This window comes from Parvibaculum sp. (genome assembly GCF_040882025.1).
GTDB lineage: Bacteria > Pseudomonadota > Alphaproteobacteria > Parvibaculales > Parvibaculaceae > Parvibaculum.
Map to the genome: position 1 here is coordinate 1 of NZ_JBBECC010000178.1, position 12,766 is coordinate 12,766.

Annotated in this window: 15 protein-coding genes and 1 other annotated feature; of the genes, 10 read left to right on the forward strand and 5 right to left on the reverse strand. The window is 63.9% G+C overall.

The genetic code is table 11. From position 1 onward, the window contains the following. On the reverse strand, positions 1-355 hold a 355-nt coding region (locus WEB61_RS12815), incomplete at its 3' end, for a gamma-glutamyltransferase (protein ID WP_368064726.1). Between the two features lie 208 nt (positions 356-563). Here WEB61_RS12815 and WEB61_RS12820 point away from each other — a divergent pair. The 4 genes from WEB61_RS12820 (at position 564) to WEB61_RS12835 (ending at position 5,329) form a co-directional block, all read left to right on the forward strand. Then, a complete protein-coding gene (locus WEB61_RS12820) occupies positions 564-1,949 on the forward strand; it encodes a M48 family metalloprotease (RefSeq protein ID WP_368064739.1) in 1,386 nt (461 codons plus the stop codon). Between the two features lie 47 nt (positions 1,950-1,996). Next, complete coding sequence (locus tag WEB61_RS12825; RefSeq protein ID WP_368064727.1) at positions 1,997-2,767, forward strand: DsbA family protein; 771 nt, start codon at positions 1,997-1,999, stop codon at positions 2,765-2,767. Positions 2,768-2,848: 81 nt separating this feature from the next. Next, positions 2,849-2,904: a sequence feature (sul1 is cis-regulatory element that is thought to sense ions involved in sulfur or methionine metabolism; They are found in Alphaproteobacteria), on the forward strand. A gap of 74 nt (positions 2,905-2,978) precedes the next feature. Continuing rightward, complete coding sequence (locus WEB61_RS12830) at positions 2,979-4,463, forward strand: SulP family inorganic anion transporter (RefSeq protein ID WP_368064728.1); 1,485 nt, start codon at positions 2,979-2,981, stop codon at positions 4,461-4,463. An 11-nt stretch (positions 4,464-4,474) separates the two neighbouring features. Further along, positions 4,475-5,329: a universal stress protein gene (locus WEB61_RS12835; RefSeq protein ID WP_368064729.1), complete on the forward strand. Its 855-nt coding sequence runs from the start codon at positions 4,475-4,477 to the stop codon at positions 5,327-5,329. A 38-nt stretch (positions 5,330-5,367) separates the two neighbouring features. Here WEB61_RS12835 and WEB61_RS12840 read toward each other — a convergent pair whose 3' ends face one another. Continuing rightward, on the reverse strand, positions 5,368-6,315 hold the full coding sequence (locus tag WEB61_RS12840) for a LysR substrate-binding domain-containing protein (RefSeq protein WP_368064730.1): 948 nt from the start codon (positions 6,313-6,315) through the stop codon (positions 5,368-5,370). A 90-nt stretch (positions 6,316-6,405) separates the two neighbouring features. On the opposite strand from WEB61_RS12840, the gene WEB61_RS12845 reads away from it, so the two are divergent. Beyond that, a complete protein-coding gene (locus WEB61_RS12845) occupies positions 6,406-6,753 on the forward strand; it encodes a hypothetical protein (protein ID WP_368064731.1) in 348 nt (115 codons plus the stop codon). Further along, the gene (locus tag WEB61_RS12850) at positions 6,750-8,099 is read left to right on the forward strand and encodes an MATE family efflux transporter (RefSeq protein ID WP_368064732.1); all 1,350 of its coding nucleotides are present in this window, start codon (positions 6,750-6,752) and stop codon (positions 8,097-8,099) included. Before WEB61_RS12845 ends, WEB61_RS12850 begins: the two co-directional genes overlap by 4 nt. A gap of 124 nt (positions 8,100-8,223) precedes the next feature. Here the strand turns inward: WEB61_RS12850 and WEB61_RS12855 are convergent, their stop codons facing one another. Next, positions 8,224-9,012: a thiazole synthase gene (locus tag WEB61_RS12855; RefSeq protein WP_368064740.1), complete on the reverse strand. Its 789-nt coding sequence runs from the start codon at positions 9,010-9,012 to the stop codon at positions 8,224-8,226. Between the two features lie 46 nt (positions 9,013-9,058). Further along, on the reverse strand, positions 9,059-9,319 hold the full coding sequence (thiS, locus tag WEB61_RS12860) for a sulfur carrier protein ThiS (RefSeq protein WP_368064733.1): 261 nt from the start codon (positions 9,317-9,319) through the stop codon (positions 9,059-9,061). A gap of 224 nt (positions 9,320-9,543) precedes the next feature. Between thiS and aroQ the strand changes: the two genes are divergently transcribed. The 4 genes from aroQ to aat all read left to right on the forward strand — a co-directional run bounded on the left by aroQ (position 9,544) and on the right by aat (position 12,586). Then, complete coding sequence (gene aroQ / locus WEB61_RS12865; protein ID WP_368064734.1) at positions 9,544-10,002, forward strand: type II 3-dehydroquinate dehydratase; 459 nt, start codon at positions 9,544-9,546, stop codon at positions 10,000-10,002. A gap of 77 nt (positions 10,003-10,079) precedes the next feature. Beyond that, positions 10,080-10,523, forward strand: coding sequence for an acetyl-CoA carboxylase biotin carboxyl carrier protein (gene accB, locus WEB61_RS12870; protein WP_368064735.1), 444 nt, complete (start codon positions 10,080-10,082; stop codon positions 10,521-10,523). 20 nt (positions 10,524-10,543) lie between these two features. Beyond that, positions 10,544-11,887 (forward strand): acetyl-CoA carboxylase biotin carboxylase subunit, encoded by a 1,344-nt coding sequence (gene accC, locus WEB61_RS12875; RefSeq protein ID WP_368064736.1) that lies wholly within the window; start codon positions 10,544-10,546, stop codon positions 11,885-11,887. A gap of 42 nt (positions 11,888-11,929) precedes the next feature. Beyond that, complete coding sequence (gene aat / locus WEB61_RS12880; RefSeq protein ID WP_368064737.1) at positions 11,930-12,586, forward strand: leucyl/phenylalanyl-tRNA--protein transferase; 657 nt, start codon at positions 11,930-11,932, stop codon at positions 12,584-12,586. Here aat and WEB61_RS12885 read toward each other — a convergent pair. Further along, on the reverse strand, positions 12,523-12,766 hold a 244-nt coding region (locus tag WEB61_RS12885), incomplete at its 5' end, for a DUF2155 domain-containing protein (protein ID WP_368064738.1). The two genes, aat and WEB61_RS12885, sit on opposite strands and share 64 nt — an antisense overlap.

Consider the following 12,766-nt stretch of genomic DNA (forward strand, 5'->3'; position numbering starts at 1 on the left):
CGCCGCCGCCCAGCCCGGCAGCGGCCGGATATGTCACCGACAGGGCGAAGTAGAGCGCCGTCGCCGCATCCGCGGCATTGCCGCCCTGTTCGAGAATCTGACGCGCGACCAGCACGGCCGCAGGCTCGTCTGCAACCGCCGCGCCGAAGGTGGTATCGCCGCGGTCATTGTCCTTTTCGGTCAGACGCGCCTGACGCTCGGTACGGGTTTCGACGCCGTGGCCGACGGCTCTCACGCCTGCAGGCTCGCGCGGACCTTCCTGCCCGCACGCCACCAGCAAAGCCGCCATCGCAAGGCCGGCCAGTTGTCCGATCCGGCGCCGGATTCCGATCGAAAGTTCACAGTTCCGCCCCATTCACCCTGTTTCCTCTTGTTTCCGATTGCCGACGGAATCCGCCGTTTTTGCCGTTTATATTGTGATCGTTCGTGATCGGCGGGGCCGGATTGACGGCTTGCGCACCCGCCCCTACCGTTTAGTCTCGTCGGGGCGGTATCGTCAACGCGCCGGGAAAACCGCCAACAACAGACGGTTCGCAGGGCCGCAGGAAACGTCAGTGACGCGTATGAAAGATTGCCCGATGAAATTCAGCCGGATGTTCGGCAGGCAAATGCATGGCCGTGTGGCCGGCGCGTTGGCACTGTGCGCCGCGCTGACCTTTGCCGGCATGGGCGCTGCGACCGCGCAGGGTGTTTCGATCGTCAGCGACGCCGAAACCGAAGCCATGCTTCAGGAATACGCCAATCCGATCCTGAAAGTCGCCGGGCTCGATCCATCGGTTGTGAAAATCCATCTGGTCAATGACCGCCGGCTGAACGCCTTCGTCGCCGAGGGCCAGCAGATGTTCTACAATACCGGCCTCATCACCATCGTCGAGACACCGGACGAGCTGATCGGCGTGATGGCTCACGAAATCGGCCACATGGCGGGCGGGCATCTGGTGCAGCGGCGCGAGCATATCGACCAGTTGCAGGCGCCGATGATCGCCTCGATGATCCTGGGTATCGGCGCCATCGCGGCCGGACAGGGCGATGCCGGCATGGCACTGATCCTCGGCGGGCAACATCTCGCGACACGCGGTTTCTTCGCCTATACGCGCGAACAGGAAGCGAGCGCCGACCAGGCGGGCGCCGGCTATCTGCAGCGGGCCGGCATATCCGCCAAGGGCATGCTGGACCTCTTCTCCAGCATGCGCGACCAGGAAATGCTGTCGGAAGAACGGCAGGATCCTTTTGCGCGCTCGCATCCGATGTCGGCGGCGCGGTTCAATGCCCTCGAGGAGCGGGTGAAGGCCTCGCCCTATTTCGACCGCGCGATGCCGCCCGAGGAAGTTCATCGCTTCAAGATGGTGCAGGCGAAGCTCTATGGTTTTCTCGACGAGCCGAACGTGACGTTCAATCGCTACCCCCCGTCCGACAAAAGCGACTATGCGCGTTATGCACGCTCGGTCGCCTATCACCGTACGGGGGCGTTGACCGAAGCGTTGACCGAGATCGATCCGCTGCTCGCGAGCGACCCGAAAAATCCCTATATCCACGAAGTGAAGGGGCAAATCCTGTTCGAGAGCGGCAAGATCGAGGAGGCGGTGACCTCCTACCGCCAGTCGGTGGACCTCAAGCCGGAGGATGCGCAACTGCACCTCGGGCTCGGGCGGGCATTGCTCGGGCGCGACGGCGAGGAAAACGCGCGCGCCGCCATCCCGCACCTCCTGACCGGCACGCGCGGCGCGGCGCAGCCTTTCGGCTTCTACCAGCTCTCCATCGCCTATGGCCGCCTTAACGACATCGGCATGGCGGAACTCGCGACGGCGCAATATTACAATGCGCTCGGCCACGTGAAGGAGGCAAAGATGCACGCGACGCGGGCGCAGAAGAACCTGCGCCAGGGTTCGCCCGAATGGCTGCAGGCACAAGACCTTGCCATGCAGACCCCGCCCGAGGGGCGCGGCTGACAGACGGCGTAAATTTCTCACATCACAATTTTTCACGAAAGAAACCGATGCCGCGTTTCCGTTCCCTGCCCCGCCTTGCGCTTGCCGCCTTGCTGTTTCCGCTTTTCATTGCCTTTCACGCACCGGCGGCGGCGGCCGACGATACGGCGCGCTTCGACCCGGCCGACCGCGAGGCCATCGAGGAAATCGTTCGCGACTATCTGTTGAAGCATCCGGAGCTGGTGCTGGAAGCGCTGCAGACGCTGGAGAAAAAGCACCAGGCGGCCGCACAAGCCGAAACGCGCGCTGCCATCGAAGCACGGCGCAAGGCGATATTCGAGGATCCCGACGACTTCGTTTACGGCAATCCGAAAGGTGACGTCACCATCGTCGAGTTCTTCGACTACACCTGCGGCCACTGCAAACGCAGCTTCGAGCCGCTGATCGACTTCGTCGATGCGGACGGCAACATCCGCCTGGTCCTGAAAGAATTTCCCATTCTCGGTCCGCGCGCGCTGGAGGCCGCCAAAGCGGCGCTTGCCGCACGCAAGCAAGGCCGCTATTTCGAAATGCACCGGGCGCTTTTCGAGCACGAAGGACATCTGACCGAAAAAGCGCTGATGGAGATTGCCGCCAAGGCCGGTCTCGACGGGCCGAAGCTCGAGAAAGACATGGCCGACCCGATGCTGATGGATGCCTTCAGCCGCCATTACGCGCTCGCCGAGGCGCTCGGCATCGAAGGCACGCCGGCTTTCGTTATCGGCGGCGAGATGCTGCCCGGCGCGGTCGACAAGGAACGGCTGACGCGGGTGGTGGCGGAAGCGCGGGCGGTGCGGTAGAGGGCTTTTCGCGACGCACGGTCCTCCCCGACGCTTTGATGTTGCGCCGCAGCATAGATTCAGTCTAAGTACGCGCACTCGACTGGACCCGGCGTAAATCCGGGTGGCTCCTCCGGCCGCCGATCCGCCGGACAATTCAACCAACCTCCGATCCCTCCATCGACGCCGATCCCACGGATCGCGCGCAGATTTGTTCATTTTGCGGATTTCCATGATCTCAGTAACTGCGTATCGCCAACAGTGGTTCGGCAATATTCGTGGCGATGTCCTCGCCGGTCTTGTTGTCGCGCTGGCCCTCATACCCGAAGCCATCGCCTTCTCGATCATTGCCGGCGTCGATCCCAAAGTCGGGCTCTACGCCTCGTTCTCGATCGCCGTCATCGTCGCGATTACCGGCGGGCGGCCTGGTATGATCTCCGCCGCGACCGCGGCCACGGCCGTTCTGATGGTGACGCTGGTCAAGGATCACGGGCTCGAATATCTGCTCGCCGCCACCGTGCTTGCCGGGCTGATGCAGATTGCCGCCGGCCTGCTGAAACTCGGATATGTCATGCGCTTCGTGTCGCGCTCGGTGATGACCGGGTTCGTCAATGCGCTGGCCATCCTGATCTTCATTGCGCAGATACCCGAGCTGATCGGCGTGCCGTGGCTGACCTATGTGATGCTCGCTGCCGGGCTTGGCATCATCTATCTCTTCCCGATGCTGACAAAGTCCATTCCCTCGCCGCTGGTCTGCATCGTCGCGCTGACCGGCATCGCCATCTATTTCGGGCTCGACATCCGCACTGTCGGCCACATGGGCGAACTCCCCTCCACCCTGCCCGTCTTTCTCATTCCGCAGATCCCGCTGAACCTCGAAACGCTGATGATCATTCTGCCCTATTCGGCCGCCGTGGCCGCCGTGGGCCTGCTCGAATCACTGATGACCGCCAGCATCGTCGACGATCTGACCGACACGCCCAGCAACAAGAACCAGGAATGCATCGGCCAGGGGATCGCCAATACGGCGACCGGGTTCATCGGCGGCATGGCGGGCTGCGCGATGATCGGCCAGTCGATCATCAACGTGAAGTCGGGCGGCCGCGGACGGCTGTCGAGCTTCTGCGCCGGCATCTTCCTGCTGTTCATGATCGTGGTGCTGGGCGACTGGGTGAAACAGATACCGATGGCGGCGCTCGTCGCCATCATGATCATGGTCTCGGTCGGTACGTTCAGCTGGTCGTCGATCAGGAATCTGCGCGATCACCCGCGCAGCTCGTCCGCCGTGATGCTGGCGACCGTCGTCACCGTCGTCGTCACCCACAATCTGGCCATCGGCGTTCTGGTGGGTGTGCTGCTTTCCGGCCTCTTCTTCGCCTGGAAAATCGCACAGATATTCCGCGTTACATCCATCGTTTCAGAAGACGGCCGCGAAAGAACCTATGTTGTCGAAGGACAGATTTTCTTCGCCTCCGCCGACAATTTCCTCGCCTCGTTCGATTTCAAGGAGGCGCTGGAGAAAGTCGTCATCGATGTCAGCCGCGCGCATATCTGGGATATTTCGAGTGTTGCGGCGCTCGACATGGCGGTTCTGAAATTTCGCCGCGATGGCGCAACGGTCGAGATCATCGGACTGAACGATGCGAGCGAGACCATCGTCGACCGGCTGGCGATCCACGACAGGCCCGGCGCACTCGAAAAGCTGATGGGACATTGAGGGACAGCGGAATGACATCCAAGATTATCGCGCTTGTCGATGGATCGATATATTCGCACAGCGTCTGTGCGCACGCCGCATGGATCGCGGCGCGGACGGGCGCGGCTATCGAGGTGCTGCATGTGCTCGGACGGCGCGAGGGCGCGGAAGCGTCCGATCTCAGCGGCAGCATCGCACTCGGTGCCCGTAGTGCCCTGCTGGCGGAACTGAGCGCGCTCGACGAACAGCGCGCAAAGCTGCAACAGCAACGCGGGCGCGCTATTCTTGATGACGCAAAGGCTGTAATAGCCGAAGCGGGCATCGACAATGTCACGACGCGGCTCAGGATCGGCGACATTGTTGAAACGGTCGCCGAAAGCGAGGCGACCGCCGATATGCTGGTGATCGGCAAACGCGGCGAAGCGGCAGATTTCGCCAGGCTGCATCTCGGCTCGAATATCGAGCGCATCGTGCGCTCAAGCCACAGGCCGGTGTTCGTCACCGCGCGCGCGTTCCGGCCGATCGAGCGCTTTCTAATCGCCTATGACGGCGGCGCAAGCAGCATGAAAGCCGTCGATCATATTGCGCGCAGCCCGCTCTTTCAGGGGCTCGAGTGTCATTTGCTCATGGCCGGCGCGAGCACGCCGGAACTTCGCCGCAAGCTCGACGACGCCTGCGTCCCACTCACTGCGGCGGGATATGACGTGAAAGCCTTTGTCGCGGACATGGCGCCCGAAACCGCCATCGCGGAGCATGTGGCAGCCCAGCAGATCGGCCTCGTCGTGATGGGCGCCTATGGCCACTCACGCATCCGCAGCCTGATCATCGGTTCGACCACGACCGAAATGATCCGTTCGTGCAAGGTGCCGGTGGTGCTGTTCCGGTAAGGCGGGACGAGGCCGCGCGGGCGGTGCGCTGACGCGGTTCACGCCCCAACCGCGTTCCCGATCTCGCGCAGCAGCCAGTCGACACCGAAATCGGTGACGCCGGAGCGGCGGACGGCCTGCACACGAAACTTCATCGTCTCGTAGGGCGGATCGAGAACCTGCAAGCCGAGACGGCCGGCAAAGACATCGGCGAAGCGGCGCGGGCAATCGGCCAGCGCATCGGACATCGACACCATCAGCATCGCCGTCTCCCATTGCGAGACATAGGCGCGCGTCGCGACAAGCTGCGGATCGGGCAGCGTCCCGTACGCACCTTCGAGCTGTTCGCGGTCGTAGGCGGTTTCATCGACGGTGCCGCGCGCCGGATTGCCGACGAAGACATGACCGATTTCGGCATAGGTCTTCAGGTCGACGCTGCCCTTGACGCGCGGATGTTTCTTGCGAGCGACGACGCAATAGCTGTCTTCGTAGAGGGTCGTTGCTTCCACATGCGGCGGCAAGGACGTGAACTGTCCGATCGCAATGTCGATCTCTCCCCGACGCACAGCACCGACCGCCATGTCCACCAGCAGCCGGCGGCTGACGAAAGCCGCGCGCGGCGCCTGCGCCCGGAATGCCTCGGCCAGCTTTCCGCCAATCAACGAGGTGATGTAGTCGGGCGCGGCGACATTGAAGCGGCGCGTGCTGAGCGACGGATCGAAGGCGCCTTCCGGCGAGAGGACGGCGCCAGCCAGTTCGATCAGCGCTTCGACGCGGGGGCCGAGTTCGATGGCGCGCTGCGTCGGCTCCAGCCCGTGCGACTTGCGCACGAACAGCGGATCGCCGAAGAGGTCGCGAAGCCGCGCCAGCGCGTGGCTGACGGCCGACTGGCTGAGGCCGAGCCTGAGCGCCACTTCGGTGGCGCGACGGCGGAGCAGCAATTCGCGGAAGACGAGCAGCGTACCGCCGTCCAGCCTTCTGATATTATTATTATCTATATCATTCATTATCTTATTTCATTATCAGAAAATCACTCTTCCCGCTAGTCATGGATGCGTGTCGTGGGTGCATGACGGGTGCGTGAGCGGGAGGCGACGATGAAAATGGATTTTCGGGAAGCGATCGTGGTGCGGGCGGCGCTGGTGCCGCTCGGGCCTTGCGCCGGGGACGGCAGCGGCGGAACGGAGGCGCTTTGCCTGGAGGTGCGCATCGGCGGCGGACGGTCGGCAATCGAGGCGTCGTTCTTCGCCGTGCTGCCGCAGGATTTCCGCACCGGCTTGCGGGCGCGCAGCAACGCCCCTCACGACGCAGCCGGCATTCTCTACGAGGCCGATCCGTGGGCCTGCGGCGTCACCGGCTGGTGCGAGCCCTGCGGCGGCGTGAAGCTCGCCTGCAACATTCCGGCGGATGGCTGGCGGCAGTTTCCGGCGCGGCGGACGGCATGAGCCGGACCGGAACGATCTTCCGTCTGTCATGGCCGCTTGTGCTGGTCTTCCTGTGCCAGAACGCGATGATCGTCGCCACGCTGGCGATGGCCGGGCGGCTCGGCGATGCGGCGCTGGCCGGCGTCGGCATCGGCAACGCCTTGTTCGCGGTCTTCCTGGCGCTGCTGTTCGGTCTCGATACCGGCGTTCAGGCGATCGCCGCGCGGCGCAGCGGCGCCGGCGACATGGCGGGGGCGCGGGCCGCGCTTGCCGACGGCTTGACGCTCGGCGTTGCCGCGGGCGTGCTGCTTGCGGCTGTGACTTATTTCGTCGCGCCCGCCGCGCTCGCCCATGCCGTCGACGACAGCGCCGTCATCGCGGCGGCGACGCAATATGCAAAGGCGGCGGCGGCGGCGCTTTTGTTTTTCGGCATCAACATCGCCTTCAGCGCCTATTGGAACGGCACCGCACGGCCGAAATTTTCCTTCCTCGCCATCCTCGTGCAGCTTCCGGTCAGCATCCTCACGAGCTACCTGCTGATCTTCGGGGCGCTCGGCCTGCCGCGCCTCGAAGCCACGGGCGCCGGGCTCGGCATGACGCTCGGCGCGCTTGCCGCCACGCTCACACATGTTTTCGTTTCACGCCTACAGCCGGGCGACCGGCACGTCTTCAGCGCCCCGCCGTCATGGCCGGGCATGGCTGCGACCCTCCGCATCGGCTCGCCCGTTAGCGCGCAACAGGCCCTGCTCTATGTCGGCACACTGATCTTTCTGGCGATCATCGCGCTTCTCGGTACGCGCGAGGTGGCGTCGGCAAATGTCGTCGGGGCGCTGATCCTGTTTTCGATCCTGCCGGCGACCGGCGTCGGCATCGCGGCGGCCACGCTGGTCGGCGCGTCACTCGGCGCGGGCCGCGCCGACGATGCCGCCCGCTGGGGCTGGGAGGCGGGCGCGGCCGGCGCGCTGCTCGTGGCGCCGGTCAGCCTCGCCTTCCTCGTCGCGCCGGAAACGGTGTTGCGGCTTTTTGTCGAGAGCGAGACAACCGTCGCGGTGGCCGCCGACCCGCTGCGCCTCGTCGCCGCCGCCATGTGCATCGACGCCTTCGGCCGCGTCCTCGGCTTCGCGCTTCGCGGCGCCGGCGCAACGCGCGTCGCGACGCTCGTTCCGTTCGGCTTTCAGTGGGGATTGTCGCTGCCGCTCGCCTGGCTGGTCGGCATCGCCTGGGAACAGGGCCTTGCGGGCATATTCCTGATGCGGCTGGTGCTGACGGCGCTCGAAACGGCGGCGATCTGCGTGGTGTGGTGGCGCGGGAGATGGAGCGGGGTGAGGGTTGGGGGTGTGGTGCGGGAGCAGGCGGTGAGTATTTGATTCAACCCGGCCCGTCATTGCGAGGAGGCCGAAGGCCGACGAAGCAACCCAGAAGCGGCAGGCGCAGCGCTCGCGGCTTCTGGATTTCTTCGCTTCGCTCGCAATGACGTGGAGAGAACGACGACTAAATCAGCCCGCCCATCGGCGAACTCGGATCGGCATAAAGTTTCTTCGGCATCCGTCCGGCCAGATAAGCGAGCCTGCCCGCCTCCACCGCCAGCTTCATCGCCCGCGCCATCCTGATCGGGTCTTTCGCTTCGGCAATCGCTGTATTCATCAGCACGCCGTCGCAGCCGAGTTCCATCGCGACGGCGGCGTCGGACGCCGTACCGACGCCGGCATCGACCAGCACCGGGACTTTCGACTGTTCGACGATCAGGCGGATGTTGATCGGGTTCTGGATGCCGAGGCCGGAGCCTATCGGCGCGGCGAGCGGCATGATCGCGCAGCAGCCCATCTCTTCCAGTTTCTTCGCCATGATCGGATCGTCGGTGCAATAGACCATCACCTCGAAGCCGTCTTTCAGCAGCGCTTCGGCGGCGCGCAGCGTTTCGATCATGTCGGGATAGAGCGTCTTCCTGTCGCCCAGCACTTCGAGCTTGACGAGGTTCCAGCCGCCGGCCTCGCGCGCGAGGCGCAGCGTGCGCACGGCATCCTCGGCGGTGAAGCAGCCGGCGGTGTTGGGCAGGTAGATCACTTTCTTCGGGTCGATGTAGTCGACCAGCATCGGCTCGTCCGGATTGGTGACGTTGACGCGGCGCACGGCGACGGTGACGATTTCGGCGCCGGCGGCTTCCACCGCCGCGGCGTTCTCGGCGAGGTCTTTATACTTGCCGGTGCCGACAATCAGGCGCGACTTCAGCCTGCGTCCGGCGACGATGAAGGGGTCGTCGCCTGTCTCCGGCGTTTCGATGCGCTTGGCCGCTTCGGTCACTTTGCTCACTCCTTCAAGGCGGGGTTCAGCCGCCGCCGACGAAATTGACGATCTCCAGGCGGTCGCCGTCCTTCAGCGCCACTTCGCCATAGGCCGAGCGCGGGACGATTTCGAGGTTGCGCTCGACGGCGATCTTGGCGGCGGGCAGGCCCAGTTTGCCGATCAGGCCGAGCACCGTCAGCGGGCCTTCGACTTCCCGCAATTCGCCGTTCACCGTCAGTTTCATGCCGTCGTTAACGCCTTTGCCGTTCGCCCGGATAATGGGTGAGCGGGGAGCCGACTTCAAGGCGCGCTTCCACCCTCCCCCAATGGAAGCCCAAGCCTTTTACAGGCCCCGCGCATTGCGTATAAAGAGACGCCGCGATTCGGGGACGTTAGAGGTCGCGGCGGGGACCACAATTTCGCCTATTTGCGGCCCTAGAGCCTGAACCTCGTACCCCCGGGGTTACGGAAAACCGCCTCTCCCGCGACGCGCCACAGGAAGCCGCCAGAAAGCCCGCATCGACCCGCATGGCAAAATCAAGCTCCAGCAAGGCCTCGAAGCCGGTGTTCGTTCTCAACGGGCCGAACCTCAACCTGCTCGGCCAGCGGGAGCCGGAAATCTATGGCTCGACGACGCTGGCCGAAATCGAGAAACAGGTAAAGGCCAAGGCGAAGACGCTGGGGCTCGCCGTCGATTGCCGGCAGTCGAACCATGAGGGCGAGCTTGTGGACTGGATCCAGGAGGCGCGGACCAAAGCCTGCGCCGTGATCCTCAATGCCGGCGCCTATTCGCACACCTCCATCGCCATTCACGATGCGCTGGCGACGCTCGACATTCCGGTCGTCGAAGTCCACATCTCCAATGTCTACAAGCGCGAAAGCTTCCGGCATCATTCGACGATCTCGCCGGTCGCAACCGGCGTCATCTGCGGGCTCGGCACCATCGGTTATGCGCTGGCGCTCGAAGCGATCAAGTCCAGACTGTAATTCTGTAATTCGACCGAGGAACCAGCGACGTGGCAGCACCCCGCCCCACCGGCAAAAACGGAAGCAAAAAGAGCGAGATGAGCAAAACGGGCGTCGATCAGGAATTGATCCGGCAACTGGCCGCTCTCCTCAAGGAGACCGAGCTCAGCGAAATCGAGATCGAGACGGACAATCTGAAGCTGCGCGTGTCGCGGCAGGTGAACCAGGTAGCGGCGCATTTCACCGCGCCCGCCGCGCCGGCGTCGGCCGCTCCCGCGGCACCCGCGCCCGCCGATGCCGCGTCGCATCCCGGCGCCGTCGCCTCACCGATGGTCGGCACGGCCTATCTGGCGGCCGAACCCGGCGCCACGCCCTTCATCAGCATCGGCGCGACCGTCAAGGAAGGCCAGACGGTGCTGATCATCGAGGCGATGAAAACCATGAACCATATTCCCGCGCCGCGCGCGGGCAAGGTGACCGCGATCCTCGTGGAAGATGGCCAGCCGGTCGAGTTCGGCGAGCCGCTTCTCGTGATCGAATAGGCGGGGGCCGGACCAGCGCCATGTTCGAAAAGGTCCTCATCGCAAACCGCGGCGAGATCGCGCTGCGCATCCATCGCGCCTGCCGCGAAATGGGCATCAAAACGGTCGCCGTGCATTCGACGGCCGATGCCGACGCAATGCATGTGCGGCTTGCCAATGAAAGCGTCTGCATCGGCCCGCCGGCGGCCAGCGAGAGCTACCTCAACATTCCGGCGATCATTTCAGCCTGTGAAATCACGGGCGCCGACGCCGTGCATCCGGGCTACGGCTTCCTGTCGGAGAATGCGAAGTTCGCCGACATCCTGGCCGCGCATGGCATCACCTTTATCGGGCCGAGCGGCGACCATATCCGCCTGATGGGCGACAAGATTCAGGCGAAGATCACGGCGAAGTCGCTCGGTATCCCTTGCGTGCCGGGCTCGGACGGCGCGATCACGACCGACGAGCAGGCCTACAAGGTTGCCGAGGAGACGGGCTATCCGGTTCTCGTCAAGGCGGCGGCGGGCGGCGGCGGCCGCGGCATGAAGGTGGCGCGCTCACGCGAGGAGATGTCCGGCGCCTTGTCGATGGCACGTTCGGAGGCGAAGGCCGCCTTTGGCGACGATTCTCTTTATATGGAGAAGTATCTCGGACAGCCGCGTCACATCGAGATGCAGATCATCGCCGATGCGCATGGCAATGTGGCGCATCTCGGCGAGCGCGATTGCTCGCTGCAGCGCCGGCACCAGAAGGTGCTCGAGGAATGTCCCTCGCCTGCCCTCAACGACACGCAACGCGAGAAAATCGGTGAGATCGTCCGCAACGCCATCGCCAAACTCGGTTATCTCGGTGTCGGTACGATCGAATTTCTCTACGAGGACGGCGAGTTCTACTTCATCGAAATGAATACGCGCCTCCAGGTCGAACATCCGATCACCGAGGCGGTCACCGGTATCGATATCGTGCGCGAGCAGATCCGCATCGCGGCCGGGCTCGAAATGAGCTTCACGCAAAAGGATGTCACCTTCTCAGGCCATGCCATCGAATGTCGTATCAATGCCGAGGATCCGAGAACCTTCACGCCCTCGCCCGGCACGATCAAGGACTTCCATACGCCGGGGGGGCTCGGTGTGCGTGTCGACAGCGCGGCCTATTCGGGCTACCGGATTCCGCCCTATTACGACAGCCTGATCGGCAAACTTGTCGTGCATGGACGCAACCGCAATGAGTGTCTGATGCGCCTGAGGCGGACGCTGCATGAATTCGTGATCGACGGCATCAAGACGACGATTCCGCTGTTTCAGGATCTGGTCAACGAGCCCGACTTCATGAATGGCGAATACCATATCCACTGGCTTGAAGATTTCCTCAAGAAGCACTCCTGACGCCGGCGAGCCTCGCGCTCGCGCCGGAGATGACGCGGACGGATGGCCATGAGCGACATAGACGCCGATGTTCTGTTGCGCGCCTATACTTATGGCGTCTTTCCGATGGCGGAGTCGCGCAGCGATCCGCATCTCTACTGGATCGATCCGGAGAAGCGCGGCATCCTGCCGCTTGACGGTTTTCACATTCCCAAACGGCTGCGGCGGCGCGTCCGCTCAGGCGTTTTCGACGTCCGGATCGATACCGCTTTCCGCGAGGTGATGCTGGGTTGTGCCGATTCCGCACCGGATCGCGACGGTACGTGGATCAACGATCGCATCGTATCGCTCTATTGCGAACTGCATGCGCGGGGCAACGCACATTCTGTCGAAAGCTGGCGCGCGGGTGAGCTTGTCGGCGGGCTTTACGGTGTGTCGATCGGCGCCGCGTTCTTCGGCGAAAGCATGTTCAGCCGCGAGACCGATGCGAGCAAGGTCGCGCTGGTGCATCTTGTCGCGCGTCTGATTGCCGGCGGCTACCGCCTGCTCGACACGCAATTCGTCACCGAGCATCTGAAACAGTTCGGCGCTATCGAGATTTCACGCGACGCCTATCGCGCGCGGCTCTTCGAGGCGACGGCGACGCGTGCCGATTTCTATTCGCTTCCTGAAGGGGCCGCGCCGCTCGAATTCCTGCAGTCGGTTACCCAGATGTCGTAGACCGGATGCTCGAGCGCATTGAGACCGGGGCTCTCGGCAAACATCCAGCCCTTGAATATGGCGTGCGGCTGCACTTCGCCGGTGGCTGTATCGACCTGACGGACCTCTACATAGGCGGAGGTTTGCGGCGGCTCTTCGGGCGGCGCCTTGTGGCAGGCGCGCACCAGCACCTCGAGCGCG